This is a genomic window from Pseudonocardia kongjuensis, from assembly GCF_039526905.1.
GTDB lineage: Bacteria > Actinomycetota > Actinomycetes > Mycobacteriales > Pseudonocardiaceae > Pseudonocardia > Pseudonocardia kongjuensis.
This window is the reverse complement of the sequence record NZ_BAAAJK010000014.1, coordinates 67,894-86,616: the sequence shown is the minus strand read 5'-3', so window position 1 is coordinate 86,616 and position 18,723 is coordinate 67,894. Positions and strand designations below refer to the sequence as shown.

At 76.2% G+C, this 18,723-nt stretch carries 16 protein-coding genes; 4 read left to right on the top strand and 12 right to left on the bottom strand.

Translation table 11 applies throughout. The features are described from left to right. Nucleotides 1–32 precede the first annotated feature (32 nt). Nucleotides 33–932 (top strand): SCO6745 family protein, encoded by a 900-nt coding sequence (locus ABD160_RS17215; protein ID WP_344023596.1) that lies wholly within the window; start codon nt 33–35, stop codon nt 930–932. Between the two features lie 142 nt (nt 933–1,074). Continuing rightward, nucleotides 1,075–2,079, top strand: coding sequence for a TerC/Alx family metal homeostasis membrane protein (locus ABD160_RS17210; RefSeq protein ID WP_344023594.1), 1,005 nt, complete (start codon nt 1,075–1,077; stop codon nt 2,077–2,079). A 27-nt stretch (nt 2,080–2,106) separates the two neighbouring features. On the opposite strand, the gene ABD160_RS17205 is transcribed toward ABD160_RS17210, so the two are convergent. Next, a complete protein-coding gene (locus tag ABD160_RS17205; protein WP_344023592.1) occupies nt 2,107–2,424 on the bottom strand; it encodes a putative quinol monooxygenase in 318 nt (105 codons plus the stop codon). Between the two features lie 101 nt (nt 2,425–2,525). Here ABD160_RS17205 and ABD160_RS17200 point away from each other — a divergent pair, with 101 nt between their 5' ends. Continuing rightward, nucleotides 2,526–3,518 carry a helix-turn-helix transcriptional regulator gene (locus ABD160_RS17200; RefSeq protein ID WP_344023590.1) on the top strand — a complete coding sequence of 331 codons (993 nt, stop codon included), beginning with the start codon at nt 2,526–2,528 and terminating at the stop codon, nt 3,516–3,518. Here ABD160_RS17200 and ABD160_RS17195 read toward each other — a convergent pair. From ABD160_RS17195 to ABD160_RS17150, 10 genes are all read right to left on the bottom strand, one after another. Further along, complete coding sequence (locus ABD160_RS17195) at nt 3,496–4,677, bottom strand: PQQ-dependent sugar dehydrogenase (protein WP_344023588.1); 1,182 nt, start codon at nt 4,675–4,677, stop codon at nt 3,496–3,498. The two genes, ABD160_RS17200 and ABD160_RS17195, sit on opposite strands and share 23 nt — an antisense overlap. 55 nt (nt 4,678–4,732) lie before the next feature. Next, nucleotides 4,733–5,419 carry a TetR/AcrR family transcriptional regulator gene (locus tag ABD160_RS17190; RefSeq protein ID WP_344023586.1) on the bottom strand — a complete coding sequence of 229 codons (687 nt, stop codon included), beginning with the start codon at nt 5,417–5,419 and terminating at the stop codon, nt 4,733–4,735. A gap of 4 nt (nt 5,420–5,423) precedes the next feature. Beyond that, the gene (locus ABD160_RS17185; RefSeq protein WP_344023584.1) at nt 5,424–7,982 is read right to left on the bottom strand and encodes a PEP/pyruvate-binding domain-containing protein; all 2,559 of its coding nucleotides are present in this window, start codon (nt 7,980–7,982) and stop codon (nt 5,424–5,426) included. Further along, a complete protein-coding gene (locus tag ABD160_RS17180) occupies nt 7,979–9,505 on the bottom strand; it encodes an MFS transporter (protein WP_344023582.1) in 1,527 nt (508 codons plus the stop codon). The genes ABD160_RS17185 and ABD160_RS17180 overlap by 4 nt, the downstream gene beginning before the upstream one ends. Before the next feature lie 68 nt (nt 9,506–9,573). Next, complete coding sequence (locus ABD160_RS17175) at nt 9,574–10,557, bottom strand: asparaginase (RefSeq protein ID WP_344023580.1); 984 nt, start codon at nt 10,555–10,557, stop codon at nt 9,574–9,576. A gap of 88 nt (nt 10,558–10,645) precedes the next feature. Further along, nucleotides 10,646–11,929: an FAD-dependent oxidoreductase gene (locus tag ABD160_RS17170; protein WP_344023578.1), complete on the bottom strand. Its 1,284-nt coding sequence runs from the start codon at nt 11,927–11,929 to the stop codon at nt 10,646–10,648. 10 nt (nt 11,930–11,939) lie between these two features. Beyond that, nucleotides 11,940–12,572, bottom strand: a complete 633-nt coding sequence (locus ABD160_RS17165) for a class I SAM-dependent methyltransferase (protein ID WP_344023576.1) — start codon at nt 12,570–12,572, stop codon at nt 11,940–11,942. 26 nt (nt 12,573–12,598) lie between these two features. Continuing rightward, nucleotides 12,599–13,291 carry an MBL fold metallo-hydrolase gene (locus ABD160_RS17160; protein ID WP_344023574.1) on the bottom strand — a complete coding sequence of 231 codons (693 nt, stop codon included), beginning with the start codon at nt 13,289–13,291 and terminating at the stop codon, nt 12,599–12,601. A gap of 4 nt (nt 13,292–13,295) precedes the next feature. Further along, nucleotides 13,296–14,054, bottom strand: coding sequence for an SDR family NAD(P)-dependent oxidoreductase (locus ABD160_RS17155; RefSeq protein WP_344023572.1), 759 nt, complete (start codon nt 14,052–14,054; stop codon nt 13,296–13,298). Further along, nucleotides 14,047–15,186, bottom strand: a complete 1,140-nt coding sequence (locus tag ABD160_RS17150; RefSeq protein WP_344023570.1) for an LLM class flavin-dependent oxidoreductase — start codon at nt 15,184–15,186, stop codon at nt 14,047–14,049. The genes ABD160_RS17155 and ABD160_RS17150 overlap by 8 nt, the downstream gene beginning before the upstream one ends. Before the next feature lie 130 nt (nt 15,187–15,316). Between ABD160_RS17150 and ABD160_RS17145 the strand changes: the two genes are divergently transcribed. Next, nucleotides 15,317–16,918, top strand: coding sequence for a GAF domain-containing protein (locus ABD160_RS17145; RefSeq protein ID WP_344023568.1), 1,602 nt, complete (start codon nt 15,317–15,319; stop codon nt 16,916–16,918). On the opposite strand, the gene ABD160_RS17140 is transcribed toward ABD160_RS17145, so the two are convergent. After that, nucleotides 16,894–18,711, bottom strand: a complete 1,818-nt coding sequence (locus tag ABD160_RS17140) for a GAF domain-containing protein (RefSeq protein ID WP_344023566.1) — start codon at nt 18,709–18,711, stop codon at nt 16,894–16,896. The genes ABD160_RS17145 and ABD160_RS17140 overlap by 25 nt on opposite strands. Between the last annotated feature and the right edge of the window lie 12 nt (nt 18,712–18,723).

The following is an 18,723-nucleotide window of genomic DNA, read 5'->3' as shown; positions in this document are numbered from 1 at the left end:
GGGGTGCGGGCGCGCGGGCTACCGTCACGATCATGAGCAACTCGGATGCCGCCGTCGCCGCCGGTCGTCTCGCCCGCGGCCTCGAGCCGCTGCACGCCCAGATCTACTTCGCGCCCGAGGCCGAGCCCCGGTTCGTCCGGGCGGGTCTCGACGAGGGCCGGATGACCTACTTCGCCCCGCGCGCCGCGCCGATCGGGGCGGTCGGGCCGTCCACGGTCACCGCGACGTTCTACAACTTCTCGCCCCGGCTGGTCGCCGCGTCGATCCCGCGGGCCTGGGACCTGGTGTCGCCCGCGGACCTGGTCGCGGCCCGGTTCGAGGTCGCCGACGCCTCGCTGCGCCGGCTGCTGGGCGACGACGGAGTGGGCTCGCCCGAGGTCGCCGAGGCCGCGGCGCTGGCCCGCACCGCCGCCGAGGCGGTGACGCCCGAGGGCCGCCCGCTCGCCGCCGCGCACCTGGACCTCGAGTGGCCGACGGCGCCGCACGTGGTGCTCTGGCACGCGCTGTCGATCCTGCGCGAGCACCGCGGCGACGGGCACATCGCGCTGCTCACCGCCGCCGGGCTGAGCGGCCTGGAGGCGCTGATCACCGCGACCGCGACCGGCACCGGGTTCACCGTGCCGTTCGCGCGGGCCAGCCGCGGCTGGTCGCGGACCGAGTGGAACGACGGCGTCGCCCGGCTCGCCGAGCGCGGCCTGCTGGAGCAGGCGGCCCCGTCCGACGACGCGGTCGATCCGGTCCTCACCGAGGAGGGCACCGCGCTGCGCAAGCGGCTGGAGGACGAGACCCACCGGATCGGGGCCGCCCCCTGGGCCGCGCTCGGGAGCGAGCGCGCCGCTCGGCTCGGGGAGATCGGCGGCGGGCTGGTGCGCACCGCGCTGGCGAACGGTGCGTTCCCCGCGGACGGGGTGTTCGCCGCGCCGAGGCGCTGACCGGCGGCGGAACGGGCGGCACCGGCGCCCGTTCCGCAGCGGAATGTCGGTATCCCCCGCTATGGTGCACAGCGCAACGCGGTGCGCCGCGCAACCGGTCCGAACCGGCCCGGCCGTGGCACCCGGGGGGGAGGAGTGTCCGGTGCTGGAGATCAGCGGGCTCGAATGGGCGATCACGATCGGCGTGATCGTGGGGCTGCTCGCGCTCGACCTGCTTCTCGCCTGGTGGAAGCCGCATCGCGTCGGCTTCGCCGAGGCGACGGCCTGGTCGGTCTTCTACATCGCGATCGCGATCGCCTTCGGTGTGGTCTTCGCGATGGTGCACGGCTGGGACTTCGGCACCCAGTACTTCACCGGCTACATCGTCGAGAAGAGCCTCTCGGTCGACAACCTGTTCGTCTTCGTGATCATCATGACCACGTTCGCGGTGCCCGAGGAGCACCAGCACAAGGTCCTGACCTTCGGGATCGTGCTCGCCCTGATCATGCGGGCGATCTTCATCGTGGTCGGCGCGACCCTGCTGAACCTGTTCTCGTTCATGTTCCTGCTGTTCGGCCTGCTGCTGCTCTGGACGGCCGTCCAGCTCTACCGGCACAAGGACGAGGAACCCGACGTCGAGGACAATCTCGTGGTGCGCGGTGCGCGCCGGCTGTTCCCGGTCACCGAGAACTACGACGGCGGCCGCCTGTTCACCCGGGAGAACGGCCGCCGGGTCGCCACCCCGATGTTCATCGTGCTGGTGGCGATCGGCGGGATCGACCTGCTCTTCGCGCTCGACTCGATCCCGGCGGTGTTCGGCGTGACGCAGGAGGCCTACATCGTCTTCGTCGCGAACGCCTTCGCCCTGCTCGGCCTGCGCGCGCTGTTCTTCCTGGTGAAGGGCCTGCTCGACCGGCTGGTGTACCTGTCCACCGGGCTGGCGATCATCCTCGGCTTCATCGGGGTCAAGCTGGTGCTGCACTGGGCACACGTCGACATCTCGCCCTCGGTGCCGGAGATCCCGACCATGCTCAGCCTGGTCGTCATCCTGGGCATCCTGGCGATCGTCACCGTCGCGAGCCTGATCAAGACCCGGAGCGACCCGGGGATGAAGGCGAAGCCGGGGTCGCTGCGGGCGCGCAAGGAGCGCACCGAGCAGCAGAACTGAGCGGCCGGTCCGGGCCGGGCCTCGGGGTCAGGGCAGGCCCGGGCCGCCGAGCGGGGTGACCTCGATGTACTCCGGCGGCGCCGCCAGCAGTTCCAGCACCGCGCCGAGCCCGGCCTCGCCGATGTCGCGGTTGAGCGCGGCCTCGGACGCCGCCGGGTCCGACCACACCTCGGTCACCCAGACGGTGTCCGGCTCGTCGGGCGCGGCGTTGACCACGTACGCCAGGCAGCCGGGCTGGACCGACATCCCGTCGGCGACCCGGAGCAGCGCCGCGGCCAGCTCGGTCCCCTGTCCCTCGACGGCCACCATCCGGACGTACCGGCCCACCCGCTCGCTCGTCTCCACGGGCGCGACCGTAGACGGCCGCCGACCCGGCCGGTCCGGCCGCCCCGGCACCCCGGCGATCCAGGACCGGAACTGTCCGCATCGACGGGCACACTGGTCCGGTGATGGAGACCTCGGCGCGGCTGCTGCGCCTGCTCGGGCTGCTGCAGGTGCCCCGTGACTGGACCGGGCCGGCCCTGGCCGAGCGGCTCGAGGTCGACGTGCGCACGGTCCGCCGCGACGTCGACAAGCTCCGCACCCTCGGCTACCCGGTGCACTCCACCCCCGGCACGACCGGCGGCTACCGGCTCGGCGCCGGTGCCGCGCTGCCGCCGCTGCTGCTGGAGGACGACGAGGCGGTCGCCGTCGCCGTCGGGCTGCGGACGGCCGCGGGCGGCACCGTCGCCGGCATCGAGGAGACCTCGGTGCGGGCGCTGGCGAAGCTGGAGCAGGTGCTGCCCAACCGGCTGCGCCGCCGGGTCACCGCGCTCGGCACCGCCACCGAGACGCTCGCCGGCCGCGGCCCGACCGTCGACGCCGACGACCTCTCCGCACTGGCCGCGGCCTGCCGGGACCACGAGCTGCTGCGGTTCGACTACGTCGCGGCGGACGGCACGCCGACCCGCCGGACCGCCGAGCCCGAGGGGCTGGTGCACACCGGCCGCCGCTGGTACCTGGTCGCCTGGGACACCGGGCGGGACGACCGCCGCACCTTCCGGGTGGACCGGATGCGGCTGAAGCTGCCCGCCGGGCCGCGGTTCGTCCCGCGCGAGCCGCCGGAGGGCGGGATCGCCGCGTTCGCCCAGCGCGGGATCACCAGCGGGGTCTACCCGTACCGGGCGCGGGTGCTGCTGGAGGCGCCCGCCGAGCAGGTGGGGGAGTGGGTGACCCCGGCGTCGGGCACCGTCACCGATCTCGGCGACGGGCGCTGCGAGCTCGCCGTCGGCGCCTGGACGCTGGACTCGCTCGGCATGTGGCTCGGCTCGTTCGGGGTGGACTTCCACGTGCTGGAGCCGCCGGAGCTGGTGGAGCACCTGGACGTGCTGGCGGCCCGGTTCGGCCGGGCCGCCGCGGCGTCCCGCGGCGCCGGGATCACTCCAGCGGAACGACGATGATCCGGTCGTCGTCGCCGGTCGGGTTCCCGCGGCCGTCCCGGTTGCTGGTGGTGATCCAGAGCGCCGAGCCGTCCGGGGTGGCGGTGACGCCGCGGAGCCGGCCGAAGTCGTCGTTCAGCAGCTGTTCGGGCTCCCCGACGGTCCCGGCCGCGCCGTCCCCGGCGCCGATCGGGATCCGCCACAGCCGCTCGCCGCGCAGCGCGCCCATCCACAGCGAGCCGCCGGCCTGCGCCAGCCCGCTCGGGGACGCCTGGTCGACCGGCCAGACGAGCAGCGGCTCGGTGTAGGCGTCGTCGATCGGGGGCTCCTGGGTGCCCTCGACCTCGGGCCAGCCGTAGTTGCGGCCCGGCTCGATCAGGTTGATCTCGTCGGCGGTCCGGGCGCCGAACTCGGTGGCGAACACCTCGCCGCCCGGGCCGAACGCGATGCCCTGCGAGTTGCGGATGCCCAGCGCGTACACCTCGGTGCCGAACGGGTTGCCCGGCGCGGCGGCCCCGTCCGCGGTCAGCCGGAGGATCTTGCCGGCGAGGTCGTCCGGGTCCTGCGAGCGCGACCGGTCGCCCGCGTCGCCGGTGCCGACGAACAGGTCGCCGTCCGGGCCGAAGACGAGGGCGCCGCCGTTGTGGGTGAACCCGCTGGGGATCCCGTCGATCACCGTCTGCTGGTCGGCGCCGTCGATGGTGCCGTCGTCGGCCATGGTGAGTGCGACGATCCGGTTGCCGTCGGCCGCGGTGTAGTAGACGAGGACCCGGTCGTCGGTCGCGAAGTCCGGGGACACCGCGATGCCGAGCAGGCCGCCCTCGCCCTGCGGGGTCACCTGGTCGACGACGCCGAGCGGGGTGAGCTCGCCGTCGGGGGACAGCCGCAGGATCCGCGCGGTGTCCCGCTCGGTGACCAGCGCGTCGCCGTCCGGCAGGAACGCCACCGCCCACGGTGCGGACAGTCCGGTCGCCAGCACCTCGGGCTCCCCGGCGGTGGCCTGCGGGAGCAGGCCGTCCGCGGGTGCGACGGAGGCGGAGCTCAGCTCCGGCCCGTCCGGGGTGTCCGCCCCGGGCTGCGGTTCCGCGCCCCCGCCGGTGCATCCGGCGAGCAGTGCGAGCGCGGCGACGAGCGGGACCCCGGCGCCGAGCAGGCGCGCGCGACCGGATGTAACGGGCATACCGGACACCGTACCGGTGATCGACAACCCGCACCCGGCAGCGCGGCCCGGGCCCCTAGCGGTGCCCGGGGGCGAGCAGTGGCAGGGCGACCTCGTCGACGATGCCGGTGACCACGTCGTCGGGCACCGGGGTGCCGTGCACCAGGACGTGGAACCGGAGCATGGTCGGCGCCACGTCGAGCATCCGGTCGGTGATCCAGGACATGTCGAGCTCGCCCCGGTCGTGGGCACGCCGCACGACCTCCGCGACCAGCCGCCGTCCGCTGCGCCGGGACAGTGCCTGCAGCGACTCGACCCGGTCCGGCCCGGTGAGCAGCTCGCCGAGCAGCCCGCGCAGCGCCTCTCCGAGCGCCCCGTCCAGCGCCGCGGCGACCGCCCCCAGCGCCGCGATCAGGTCGCCGCGCAGCGAACCGGTGTCCGGCGGCCGCTCCGGCTCCGGCATCACCGACCGGACGGCGTCCAGCACCAGATGTGCCCGGTCCGGCCAGCGCCGGTACACCGACGCCTTCCCGGCCCCGGCCCGGGCGGCGATCCGCTCGACGGTCAGGGCCGGGTACCCCCGCTCGGCCAGCTCGGCCAGGGTCGCCTGCAGGATCTCGGCGTCGAGCTGCGGGCCCCGGCGTCGCGGCCGGTTGCGGTGACCGCTGCCGGGTGTGGCGCCGTCGGGTGTGGCGCCGTCGGGTGTGGCGCCGTCGGGTGTGGCGCCGTCGGGTGTGGCGCTGCCGGTCGGTCCGGTGTCCATCCGCTCAGCCTGCCCGGCCGGCGTCGGTGCCCGTGTGGGTGCCGGCGTCGGCGACGGTGCCCGCGTCCCCGTCGACGGTGACCAGCTGCCCGTCGGTCAGCACAGTGGTGCCGGTCCCGGTGCCCATCACGGCGGCGATCCCGTACTCCCGGGCGACGATCGCGGCGTGCGACGCGGCGCCGCCCTGGTCGACCACCACGGCGGCGGCCCGGGAGAACAGCGGTGTCCAGGACGGGTTGGTGGCCGGGCAGACCAGCACGTCGCCCGCGGTGAGCCGGGCGAACCCGGCGTGCCCGTCGACGATCCGGACCGGCCCGGTGACCCGGCCGCCACCGGCGGGGGTGCCGGTCAGCAGGACGTCGTCGTCGCGGGTGCGGTCGCCGAACAGCACGGCGGGGGCGATCAGCGGGCTCCCGGCGAGCTCGTCGCGCCGGGCGGAACGCGCCGCGACCAGCCCGCGGAGCGCACCGGCCTCGGCGGCGGACAGCACGTCCGGCGCGGGGAGCCGCTCGATCTCCTCCCGGCGCAGGTGCAGGACGTCGGCCGGGTCGTCGAGCACGCCCGCGGCGGCCAGCCGGGACCCGATCTCGCGGACCGCGCGCTGCAGCGCCGGCAGGGTGCGGGTGCAGTGGAAGTGGGTGTCCTCCCGCAGGGCGACGGCCGCACGGGCGTCCTCGACGAGCCGGTCCAGCCAGGCGGTCCGGCGCCGTCCGAGCAGCGGGTGCGCGTGCAACGCGCGCCGGGCCCGTTCGGCGCGGCCGGGACCGGTGGGCCCGGGCGGGCCGGGGACCAGCGCGGCCAGCGTGGACAGCACCGCGGTCGGGTCCTCCCGCCAGGTCGGCCCGGACATCAGCAGCAGGCTGGTGGTCTCCCGGTGCCCGTACTCGGCGAGGAACGCGTGCAGCGCGTCCCGGAAGGCCGCTGCCCCCGGATCCGTGGCGATCCGCTCGGCGAGGCCGGCGACGTCGGCCCCGGCGAACGCGGTGCGCAGCGCGGGGGTCTCCCGCACCGTGGCGGCGAGCGCGTCGAGCGCGCTGTTCGCGTCGGTGGTGCGGGTCGGCCCGGCCGCCAGGTCGCCGAACAGCGCACCCGAGCGCAGCGCGCCGAGGGCCAGCCGCAGCCGCAGCAGGTCCAGCCCGGCCCGCGGCAGGTAGTCCACCCGCAGGTCGGTGATCAGGTCCGCGGTCCCGGCGGCGCGCCGCGGGAGTCCGCGCAGCTCCGGCCAGTCCAGGGTGGCCGGGTCGAGCCGGTCGAGCTGCCGGACCTGCTGTTCGAACGCGGTGAACCGCCGGTCCGCGGTCCATTCGGCCGGCCGGAACCGGCGCAGCCGCGGCAGCAGCCGTCGTGGCGCGCCGAGCACGGCCCGGGTCGGCCGCGGCGAGGGCGGCACGAACCGGTCCACCACGCCGTCCACCTCGGGCAGCACGTCCGCGAGATCGAGGTGCGCGCCCGGGATCTCGGCGAGCATCCGGCGGAGCATCCGGCCCGGCCCGGGGAGCAGCCACGCGCTCATGTCCATCGGGTACGGCCGGACCGGGACCAGTTCGGCGAACACCGGGCCGAGGAACCGCTGCCGCCGGTTCAGCCGGATCGGCGCCGGCGGCAGCGCGGTCATCGGCCGGGCCTGGAGCAGCACGAGCTGGTCGCCGTGCCGGGCCCACTCGACGTCCTGCGGCCGGCCGAAGTGGGCGGCGACGGCCCGGCCCAGGTCGGCGAGCTCGCGGGCGACCGGATCGGGGAGCAGCGGTTGCGGGGTGTCCCGCGGGTCCGGGGTGATCCGCTCGACGCCGCCGCCGGGCAGCTGGCGCAGCACGACCTCGCGCCGCCCGGTCCGCCGGGACCGGATCCCGCCGTCCGGGCCGACGACGACATGGTCCGGCGTGACCAGCCCGGACACCACCGCCTCGCCGAGCCCGGCGCCGGCGTCGACGACGATCTCGTCCCGCGCGCCGGTCACCGGGTTCGCGGTGAACAGCACGCCCGCGGAGTCGGCCGGCACCATCCGCTGCACGACGACGGCGACGGCCGCCCCGGCCGGGTCGATCCCGCGCCGCCGCCGGTAGGCGATCGCCCGGTCGGTCCACAGCGAACCCCAGCACCGCCGGACGGCGTCGAGCAGCGCCTGCTCGCCGACGACCCCCAGCAGGGTGTCCTGCTGGCCGGCGAACGCGGCGCCGGGGAGGTCCTCCGCGGTCGCGCTGGAGCGCACCGCGACCGGGCCGGCGCCGAGCCGGCGGTAGGCGTCGGTGATCGCGTCGGCGAGTGCGTCCGGGACGGCCGCCGTGGCGAACCGCTCGCGCAGTGACGCGCCGTCGCCGGGATCGCCGGTCGCGACGGCGCCGCGGAGCGCCGGATCGTGCCCGATCACGGCCCGGTGGGCGGCGGTGGTGATCACCACGCCGTCCGGTACCGGGAACCCGGCCCGGACGAGCTCGCCGAGGTTGGCGCCCTTGCCGCCGGCGACGGCGAGATCACCGCTGCCGAGCGCTCCGAGTGGGACGATCCAGCGGTCCCCGGTGTCCGGGACGGACGGATCGGGCCGGGCCGGTGTCGGTCGGGTCATCGGGTGGTCCTTCCGTCGGGTGGGACGGGTGCGGTCCGGGTGCGGCCGGGCCGTCGCACGTGGGGGTGACCGGGCGGCGCGGGTGCGGCCGGGCCGGATCGGGTCGCCCCGACCGGGCCGGTGGCCGTTCCGCCGGGCCGGGTGCGGAGCGGGACGGCCGGCACGGCCAGGCACAGCAGGGCGGCGGTCCCGGCCGCGACGGCCAGCACGGCGCTGCCCACCTGCAGGGCGTGCCCCGCGGTTCCCGGATCGAGCAACGACCCGCCCCGGCCGGTAAGCAGCGCGCCGACGACCGCGACGCCGAGGGTCGCGCCGATCTGACGCAGGCAGGTGACGGTGCCGGTGACCGAGCCGAGCTCGTCGGGGCCGGCGGCATTCTGCGCGACGAGGACCATCACCTGCACGACCATCCCGGCACCACCACCGAGCAGGAACAGCACGGCGACCAGCGGCGGCAGCGGCGCACCGGGCCCGAGCACCGCGAGGGCGCCCAGCGAGGCCGCGCAGCCCGCGGCGCCCGCGACCGGGATCGCGCGGTAGCGGCCGGTCCGGGTGATCCGGCGTCCGGCGAGCGTGCTGGTGACGATCATCCCGGCCATCGCCGCGGTGACGGTCAGCCCGGCGGTGGTCGCCGGGATCCCGTGCACGACCTGCACCGCCGCCGGGAGGAAGGCGACCGTGCCGAACAGGGCGGCACCCGTCAGCAACGAGACGAGCGCCGGGACGCCGGTGCCGCGCCCGGTGAGGAGCCGGGCCGGCAGGACGGGGGCGGGTGCGCGGCGCGCGCTCACCCACCAGCCGATGGCGGCGGCCGCGGCGAGTGCCGCGGCGGCGGGTGCGGTCCACGGCGGCAGCCCGCCGGTCCGTCCGAGGGCGGCGCCGCACAGCACGACCGAGAGCGACAGCACCGCGAACGAGGCCGATCCCGCGACGTCGAACGGCCGGTCCGGGTGGCCCGGGGCCCGGGGGAGGCCGCGGAGCACCAGGGCGGACGCGAGCGCCCCGAGCGGCAGGTGCACGGCGAACACCGCACGCCAGGTCAGGTGGTCGACCGCCAGGCCGCCGAGGACCGGGCCGCCGATCGCGGCCAGCGCGTACACGGCGCCGAGCAGGCCCAGGTACCGGCCCCGCTCGCGCGGGCCGAGCACGTCGCCCAGGGCGGCCTGGGCCCCGACGATCAGCGCTCCGGCGCCCAGCCCCTGCAGGAAGCGGCCGCCGATCAGCACCGGGAGGCTCGGCGCGAACGCGCAGACCGCAGCGCCGGTGACGAACGCCGCGATGGCTCCCAGCAGGACCGGCCGGCGCCCGTGCCGGTCGCCCAGCGCACCGGACAGCAGCATGGTCGAGGTGGTCGCCGCCAGGAACGCGGTGAGCACGGCAGGCACCAGGTGCGGCTGCCCGAGGTCGCGGGCGATCACGGCGAGGGCGGCGGTGAGCAGCGTCTGGTCCAGGGCGCCGAGCAGGGTCAGCACCATGACCGCGGCGAGGGCCGCGACCGGTGCGCCGGTGCGTGGTCCGGCCATCACACCCCCGATAGTGAACGTTGCGTTCCCTCAAGTTAGCGGGGAGGAAATAGGGAACGCAACGTTCACTAAAGATCCAGGACGGCGTGCACCCGCCCGATCGGTCGCCCGTGCCCGAGCACCTCCACCCGCCCGGCCGCCGCCAACGCCGGGCCGCCGGCGCCCCAGCCCGCCAGCACCGCGGCGGCCAGCACCGGCAGCGGCCGCGCCGACCCGTCCAGCACGGTGACCGCGAACGCCCGGCCGTCCGGCAGGGCGGCCGCCAGCACGCCCTCGGCGCCGTCCTTCACGACGAGCCCCGGGACCGCCTCGGCGAGCCGGGTGACCGGCCGGTCGGTCCCGCCGGCCCACCACGGGTGCGCCCGCATCGCGGCGGCGACCCGCCCCTCCGGTGTCCCGGGAGCGGCGACGGCGATCCGGCCGAACCCGCGGGCCAGCCCGGCCGGGGTGCAGCCGAACAGCGGTGCGCCGCAGCCGTCGACGGTGGTGACGTGTGGGTCGACGCCGGTCAGGTCGGCGACGGTGTCCCGGACCAGCCGTTGCAGCGGGTGCCCCGGATCCCGGTAGCCGCGGACCGGCCAGCCGGCGGCGACGCAGCAGACGAGCATCGCGGCGTGCTTGCCGGAGCAGTTCTGCAGCAGCGCCGACGGCGCGGTGCCCGCGGCCCGCGCGATCGCCGCGGCCTCGGTGCCCAGCGGGAGGTCCGGGGTGTTGTCCAGGTCGGCGTCGGTGAGCCCGGCGCCGTCCAGGATCCGGCGCACGCCCGCGACGTGTCCCGGTTCGCCGGAGTGCGAGGCGCAGGCCAGTGCGAGCAGCTCGCCGTCGAGATCGAGCCCGGCGCGCAGCATCGCGACCGCCTGCAGCGGCTTGAGCGCGGAGCGGGGGAGGAACGGGGTGTCAGCCCCGCCCCGCCCCGGTAGCGGGGCGCCGTCCGGACCGACGGCGGTGAGGATGCCCAGGTGCACCGACTCGATCTCACCCGCCCGCTCGACGTGGGCCAGCGGGACGGCGCCGGCGAGGACGGGTGGGACGGCACTACCGGTGGGGGGCACGGGACGACGCTACGTCGGCGGCCGACGGGTGCCGCGCCGGCGGTCGGCGGCGGCCGACACGGTCCGGCGGCGGCCGGGATGCGGCTGGTCAGGCGGGCGGCGGGCCCAGCCGCAGTGCGCGTTCCAGCTCGGCCGACGGCCGGACCGGCACCGGCCCGTAGGCGTTGCGCCGGGCCGAGCGCTTCCGGACCGCCGGGATCCGGGTCAGCAGCCGCAGGAACGACGGCGGGGTGACCGGCCGGCCGCGCTCGCGGGCCCGGGCGACGGTCCGTTCCACCCGGACCTGCTGGTCCTGCACGGTGACGATGGCCGGTTCCCGGTCGGCCTGGACCGCGGCCAGCACGTCCGGGCCGGGGACGCCGCCGCCGCGCAGGGCCGGGACGAGCCGGTCCGCCGCGGCCAGCGCGTCCTGGCAGGCCATCAGGATCCCGTTGCCGCCGACCGGGGAGATGACGTGCGCGGCGTCGCCGATCAGCAGCAGCCCGGCCCGGTGCCAGACCGGCACCCGGGAGATGTCCACCGACAGCAGCGTCGCCGCGGAGAGATCGGGGAGCAGCGCGGTCCGGTCGGCCAGCCACGGCACCCGGGTCCCGACCTCGCGTCGCACGTACTCCACGCCGCGCTCGCGGAGCTCGGCGTACCCGCCCTTGGGCAGCGACAGCCCGACCTGCCAGCGGCCGGTCACCCGCGGGTCCGGCGGGTCCGCGGCGGGCACCGGGCCGCCGAGCAGGCCGACGTAGTGGCGCTCGCCGAAGAACAGGTCGACGTCGGCGTCCGGCGGGTCGGTGGCGTACTGCGGCAGCGCGAACCACAGCAGGTCGGTGGTGGCGCCCTGGGACTGCGCGGTCAGCCCGGCCAGGCCGCGGATCTTGGAGAACCGGCCGTCCGCGGCGACCACCAGCCCGGCCGGGATCTCCTCGCCGTCGCGCAGCCGGACGCCGCGCACCGGATCGTCCGCGGTGCCGGTGCCGAGCAGCCCGGAGACGCCGGCGCCGGTGCGCAGCTCGAAGGTCTCCAGGGTGGCGGCCTCGGCGGCCAGGAAGTCCAGGAACCGGGCCTGCGGCATCAGCGCGACGTAGTTGTAGGGGGTGTCGAGCAGGCCGTAGTCGGAGGTGGGGACCAGGCCGCGCGGGGTCCGGAAGCGGAACTGGCGGGCCTTGATGTGCGGCTGTTCCAGCAGCCGTCCGGCCAGGCCGAGCCGGTCGAGCAGCTCCAGGGTCCACGGGTGCAGCGAGTCGCCGCGGAAGTCGCGGTCGAAGTCGTGGTGGCGCTCCAGCAGCGTCACCGGCAGGCCGGCGCGGGCCAGCAGGTAGGCCAGCAGCATCCCGCCGGGGCCGCCGCCCGCGACGACGGTCCGGACCGGTGTGTTCACGCCCGCAACATTAGCTTGCTGAGCGAGTGTCTCGCTCGTCGAGAGAGTTGAACCGGGGCAGTGGCCGCCGGCACAGGAAGGTCCGGGCCGGCGGCGGGTTGCGCCACTCGGTGGCGGTCTCGACGACCTCGTCGAAGTGCGCGTCGAGCAGCGCCCGCAGGTCACGCACCCGGTTCGGCAGCGCCATCCAGGTGATGATCATGCTCAGCACCCCGTCCGGGACCAGCCGGCGCGCGATCACCCCCATCACCCGCATCCGGAGGGCCTGCGGGAACACCGCCCACGGCAGGGTGGAGACGAACGCGTCCACCCGGTCGATGCCGGCGTCGTCGAGGATCCGGTCCAGGTCGGCGACGTCGCCCTGCACGACCTCCAGCCACGGCTTGTGCGCCCGCAGGTGGGCGACCAGCTCCTCGTCGATCTCGATCGCGAGGTAGCGGGCGTCCGGGCCGAGCCGGGCGCGGATCGGCTCGGCCAGCACGCCGGGCCCGGCGCCCAGCTCGACGACCACGCCGTTCGTCCCCTGTGGGACGACCTGGGCGAGCTGCCTGCAGAGCCGGCGACCGGTCAGGAACGGGGTCGCCAGCTGGTCCATCTTGGAGAAGGACCGCTTGAGGAACACGGTGTGGTCGGGGCGCGCCATGGGGACATCGTGGCATGTCCGGTGGCTCAGCCACCGGGCGTGCGGGTGACCTTCGAGCCGAGCCAGTCCCGGTAGGTCGCCACCCCGTCGCCGGTGAGCGGCCTGCCGTGCGCGAACCCGACCGCGGTGACGTCCAGTGGGAGCCGGCGCAGGCTGGCGTCGCGGGTCGTGACGTCCGCGGCCAGCGCGCCGGGGCCCTGGCCCGGTGTCCGTCCGTGGTGGAACACCGCGTCGCCCACCAGCAGCGTCCCGGTGGCGAGGTGCCGGAGCACGATGTGGCCGGGACTGTGACCGGGGGTGTGGATCACCGCGAGCCCGTCGACGGTCTCGCCGTCGACGAGCGTGCGGTCGGCGGTGAAGGGACGCCAGTGCGCCTTCGGGAGGAGATCGACGATCGCGCCGAGCGTCCCCGAGCGGCCGCCCCGCGGGACCCGCCCCTCGGGCAGCCACGGCGCGTCCGCCTCGTGGACGGCGAGCTCGGCGCCGGTGCGCTCGCGCATCTCCGCCGCGCCCTGGACGTGGTCGGGGTGCGCGTGGGTGAGCACGATCCGGCGGACGTCGCGCAGCTCCCGCCCCAGCTCGGCGACGGCGGCGGCGATCACGCCCGGCGCGCTCGCCCAGCCCACGTCGACCAGGGTCAGCCCCTCGTCGCCCGCGACCAGGAACGCGTTGTCCCGGGCCCGGCCGGACGTCGGCACCCGCCACACCCCCGCGGCCACCCGCTCAGACGGCACTGGCGCCCCCGTCCACGAGCATCGAGTTCGCGGTGAAGAACGAACTCTCGTCGGAGGCCAGGAACAGGGCCGCCGCGGCGACCTCCTCGGGCCTGCCCATCCGCTTGAGGACGTGCATCGCCTCCAGCCCGGCGATGGCCGCCTGCTGCTGCTCGGCGGGCAGCGGCGAGACGAAGTTGCGCGGCATCGGGGTGTCGATCACGCCGGGCAGCAGGGTGTTCACCCGGATCCCCGGCGCCAGGTCGACGGCCGCGGTGCGGGCCAGCGCCAGCGCGCTCGCCTTCGACGCCGCGTAGACGCTCATGTTCGGCAGCGCGGTCACCGCGCCGCCCGACGAGGTCACCACGATCGAGCCGCCCGGGTCGGTCATCACCGGCGCGAACGCCCGCAGCGTGAGGAAGACCGACTTGCCGTTGAGGTCGTGCATCCGGTCCCAGTCCTCGACCGTGGACTGCAGCAGCGGCCTGCCCAGGATCGCGCCCGCGTTCGCGAACACGACGTCGACCGTCCCGGCCTCGGCGGCCAGCTTCGCCAGCCGCTCGACCTGCTCCTCGTCGGTGACGTCGGTGCGGACGAACCGGAAGTCCTGGCCGGCCAGCTCCGCCTCGAGCTCCCGGCCGCCGTCGGCGTCGATGTCGGCGCCGATCACCGAGGCGCCCTCGGCCAGGAACAGCCTGCAGGTGGCGGCGCCGATGCCGCCGGTCGCCCCGGTGACGACCGCGCGCCTGCCCGTCAACCGGTCACCCACGGACACCGGCCTCCTTCAGCAGCGGCATGACGTTCTCCTCGAAGTGGTCCAGTTCGACGGCGTAGTCGTGGAAGCCGAGCAGCATCCCGTCCACCCCGATCCCGCTGATGTCGACGAACCGCTGGGCGATCTGCTCGGGTGTCCCGACGAAGGTCGGTGCGCTCCATCCGGCGATGAACCGGTCCTCGGCGGACTTCTGCCGGAGGATGTCGTCGAACGAGCGGCTCTGCACACCCAGGATCGACATGAGGTTCTTCGCGGCCTGCCGGTCGCCGCCGTCGAGGATCTCGCGCAGTGCGTCCTGCGCCTCGGCCTCGGTGTCCCGGCAGACGACGTAGGCGCCGGAGAACAGCCGCGGCCGGCGGCCGTACTGTTCCCAGGCCATGTTCTTGAAGCCGGACACCATCGGCTCCGCGGTGGCCGGGTCCTCCACGGTCACGAAGCTGACGTCGGCGTTGCGGGCGGAGAAGTCGCTGCCCGCGGGGGAGGAGCCGGCGTTCATGACGACCGGGTGCGGCCGCTGGACCGGCTTGGGCCAGGACTCCGCCTCGAGGGTGGAGAAGAACTCGCCCTCGAAGGTCAGCGGCTTGTCCTCGGTCCAGAGGCGCTTGACGATCGTCAGCCACTCCTCGCCGACCCGGTAGCGCTCGTCGTGCTCGCGCTGCACCGCACCGAACATCTCCATCTCGGGCTTGAACCAGCCCATCACCAGGTTCAGGCCGAACCGGCCGCCGGAGATGTGGTCGATCGTGACGGCCTGCTTGGCGGCCAGGATCGGGTGGATGACCGGGACGTGCGAGGTGGCGAAGACCTGGATCCGCTCGGTGGCCTGAGCCAGTCCGGCCGCCCAGGTGTAGGTCTCGAAGCACTCGCCGTTGAAGTTGGTCTCGCCGCCGAACCCGCGCCAGCGGCCGATCGGCACGACCAGGTCCAGACCCGCCCGCTCGGCCCGGCGGGCCAGGTCGAGGGTGTGCGGCCAGGTCATCTCGTAGCTGGTGGGCGCCCGGGAGATGCTCATCCCGTTGCTCACGTTGGTGGCGAAGGTGCCGAGCTTGAGGCGGTTGCGGTCGTCGTAGAGCGGGAGGTGGGCCCGTGCCGCGTCGATCTCGTCCGGGGAGAGGTGCTCAGCCATGGCGGTCGTCCTTGACTGCGATGTCGACTCCGATGTCCATGGCGTCAATCTAGGATCGGGCCGGCGGTGCCACTACGTCCCGGATCCGGGAAAGCGCACCCGGTTTTCGTCGAGGAGGGACAGCACACGGATGGCCGACCAGCCCGCTCCGCCGGTCCGGCTGCGTCCCGACGGATCGACCGTGCCGCTGCCCGCGGACCGGGGCGCCCGGGGCCTGCCACCGGGCACGCTCGATCGGCTGCTCGTCACCTACCGCGCGATCCAGGCCTCCCAGTCCGATGTGGACGAGGTGCTGCGGCTGACCGTCCGCAACGTGGTGGACCTGCTGGGCGCGGACTACAGCGCGGTCTGGCGGCCGGGCACCGGGCGCGGCTCGGTGGTCGCGAGCGAGGGGCACGCGGTGGAGCCGTGGGCGGCCGAGCTCGCGCCCGGGGAGACGGCCGCCGCCCGGGTCTGCGTCGAGCTCGGCCGCCCGGTGCTGGACCCGGACCACGACGGCAGCTACCTGGCCCGCTCCGAGGGCGTCACCACCCTGCTCTGCCTCCCGCTGCGCGACGGCGGCGGCGCGGCCGGCGTGCTCTACGTCGGCCGCCGGCGGCACGCGACCTTCTCCGCGGCGGACGTCACGCTGGCCGCCGCACTGGCCGGGCAGGCCGCACTGGTCCTGCAGAACGGCAGGCTGCGCCGGGAGCTCGACGCACAGCACGCGCTGCTGGCGCACTCGGTGCGGGTGGCCGAGCGGCTCTCGGCCGCGGCCGACTCCGGCGGCGTCGACGGGGTGTGCAGGCGGCTGGCGCGCGAGATCGGCCGCCGGGTCGAGTTCGTCCCCGCGGCGGACCTCGATCCCGCGGCGAGCCCGGGCGCGCCGGCCTTCGCCGTGGTCGCCGGCCGCGAGCTGCACGGCGACCTGCACGTCTACGGGCGCCCGCTCACCCCGCGGGACGCGGTGAGCGTCGAGCAGGCGACCGGGCTCCTGGCCAGGGAGATCGGCCGTGCCCAGGCCGCCCGGCAGGCCCGGGCACGGACCGGCGCCGAGCTGCTGCGGGCGCTGCTCGACGGCGCCCGCCCGGACCAGCCGCACATCGCCGAGCGCGCCCGGCGGCTCGGCTTCGACCTGGGCAGGCCGGTGACCGTCGTCGCGGTCGCGCACGACGGCGCCGACCTGACACCCGGGCCGGAGCTCGCCGGGGCCGGGGTCCTCGCCGGGGAGGCGGCGGAGCACGCCCTGCTCGCCGTCGCGATGCCGGCCGGCTGGACGCCCGACGCGCTGCTCGACCGGCTCGCCACCCGGCCGGGCGTCCGGCACGTCGGGGTCAGCGCGGCGCGCGCCGATCTGGTGGCGGCCGGCGAGGAGGCGAGCGCCTGCCTGGCCCTGGCCGCGGGATCGCCGAGCTGCCGGGTGGTCCGCGCCGAGACCCTGGGGCCGCTGTGGTTCCTGCTCGGCGTGCCCGACGCCGTCGCCCGGATGCAGGAGCTCGTCGACACCCGGCTGGCCCCGGTGCCGGTGCAGCTGCTGGAGACCCTGGACGCCTACGTCGGCTGCGGGCGGCGGCTGGCCGTGGCGGCGGAGCGGCTCGGCCTGCACCCGAGCACGGTGAAGTACCGGCTGGGCCGCGTCCGGCAGAGCCTCGACCGGCCGCTCGACGCGCAGGCCGGGTTCCTGCTGTGGCAGGCGCTGCGGGCGCGGGAGGTGCTGGCCGCGCTCGGTCACCCGGTGCCGAACGGGTCCTGACCGGCCGCGCGCAGCACGTTCACCGTCTCCACCGCCGCCCGCAGCGCCGGCAGCGCGGCGACGTCGAGATCGATCACCTCGGCGAGCCTGTCCAGCCGATAGCGCAGCGTGCTCTCGTGCACCGAGCAGAGCCGGGCGGCCACCTCGACCCGCCCCTCGGCGGCGCAGTACGCCGCCAGCGTCTCCAGCAGCGGGACCCGCGTCGACCGGTCCGCCGCGTGCACCGGGCCGAGGATCCGCCGGATCGTCTCGACGACGTGCGGGCCGGCCCCGGCCTCGACGACCAGGCCGGGGAGCCCGAGATCGCGGACGTCCACCAGGTCCGGCCGGGTCGGCTCGGCCGCCAGGACCAGGCAGGCGTCGGCCTGGCGCAGTGCGGTGTGGTGGCCGGCCGCCCGGCCGACGCCGGCCCGCACCCGGCCGCCCGCCGCGACGGCCGCGACCAGCGCGGCGACGTCGGTCCGCTCGCCGACGGCGAGCACCACCGAGCGTCCGCGGCTGAACGCGAGCACCGGCGCACCCGCCGGGGTGCGGGCCCGCAGGGCCGACCGGGAGTCGGCCAGCAGCGTCGAGGTGGTGCGGCGCGGCCGGTCGCGGGCCAGCACGACGACCGTCGCGCCGTCGAGATCGAGACCGCGGCGCCGGGCCCGGATCGCCAGGCCGCGCGGCAGCGGGGCGGGCGCGGACACCAGCTCGGCCAGCAGCTCGCCGTGCAGCCGCCACTCCGCCTCCTCGGTGCGCCGCCGGGCGATCAGCTCGGACACGATCGCCGTGCTCGCCACCTCGACGGCCCGCTCCTGCACGGCGTCCAGCGCGGCGTCCCCGGCCACCTCGACCGCGCCGAGCACCTCGCCCGCGGCGACCAGGTCGATCCGCAGCGCAGCCACCGGGACCTGCGACGGCGGGCCGCCCTCCGGGGTGGACCAGCCGGGCTCCTCGGCGACGACGCTCTGGTGGATCGAGACGCTCCGCCCGAGGGCGGCGGCCAGCGCCCGCGCCGCGCCGGCGAGCCCCTCGCCCGCGAGCAGCACGTCGCGCACGGTGGCACCGACCGACAGCGCGGCCCGGAGGCTGCGCGTCTGCTGGCCGACCTCGGCGAAGATCGCCCCGTTGCCGATCGTCATCGCGCCCTGCGCGGCGAGGGTGCCGATCAGCACGCTGTCGCGGTGGGCGAACCGGCGCGGGCCGCGGCGTCCGATGCAGATCAGGCCGATCAGCTCACCGGCCACCAGCGGCGCGCAGATCAGTGCCCGCACACCGGCGTCGAGCAGCTGGCGGCGGGCCGCGGCCGGCGTCCGGGTGGACCGCCGGAAGTCGTTGACGATCAGGGTCGCCCGGTGGCGCGCCGCCTCGGCACCCAGGCCGGACACCGACTGCGTCCCGACGTCGATGGCGCCGTCGAGCCCGGTGCTGTGCACGACGGTGAAGCCCCGACCCGCCGGATCCACCAGGGACAGCCAGCCGAGATCGGCGTCCAGCGCCTCGACGGCGCTCTCCACCAGCGCGCGGCGGCAGCCGACCGGGTCCAGCTCCTCGGCCTGGACCCGGCGCAGCGCGGTGAGCAGTGCGGTCTGCTCGGCGACGGTCAGCTCCGGGAGGTCCAGCTCCGGGGAACTCGGCGCCGCGGGCTCCGGCACGATCTCGTCGGCGAACCGGGCGGGCGGGACCAGCGCGACCGGGCCCGGCGCGACCGGGCCCGGCGCGACCGGGCCGCCGGACGCGCCGGACGCGCCGGGGCCGCCGGTGCCGCCGCCGACGGTGCCGCCGGTGGTGCCGCCGGTGGTGCCACTCATCCCGCCAGTATC

Bases quoted from the DNA above. Each gene is read 5' to 3' on its own strand.
- ABD160_RS17215 (WP_344023596.1), top strand. From the start codon at position 33: ATGAGCAACTCGGATGCCGCCGTCGCCGCCGGTCGTCTCGCCCGCGGC.
- ABD160_RS17195 (WP_344023588.1), bottom strand. From the start codon at position 4,677: ATGCCCGTTACATCCGGTCGCGCGCGCCTGCTCGGCGCCGGGGTCCCG.
- ABD160_RS17190 (WP_344023586.1), bottom strand. From the start codon at position 5,419: ATGGACACCGGACCGACCGGCAGCGCCACACCCGACGGCGCCACACCC.
- ABD160_RS17185 (WP_344023584.1), bottom strand. From the start codon at position 7,982: ATGACCCGACCGACACCGGCCCGGCCCGATCCGTCCGTCCCGGACACC.
- ABD160_RS17180 (WP_344023582.1), bottom strand. From the start codon at position 9,505: ATGGCCGGACCACGCACCGGCGCACCGGTCGCGGCCCTCGCCGCGGTC.
- ABD160_RS17165 (WP_344023576.1), bottom strand. From the start codon at position 12,572: ATGGCGCGCCCCGACCACACCGTGTTCCTCAAGCGGTCCTTCTCCAAG.
- ABD160_RS17150 (WP_344023570.1), bottom strand. From the start codon at position 15,186: ATGGCTGAGCACCTCTCCCCGGACGAGATCGACGCGGCACGGGCCCAC.
- ABD160_RS17145 (WP_344023568.1), top strand. From the start codon at position 15,317: ATGGCCGACCAGCCCGCTCCGCCGGTCCGGCTGCGTCCCGACGGATCG.
- ABD160_RS17140 (WP_344023566.1), bottom strand. From the start codon at position 18,711: ATGAGTGGCACCACCGGCGGCACCACCGGCGGCACCGTCGGCGGCGGC.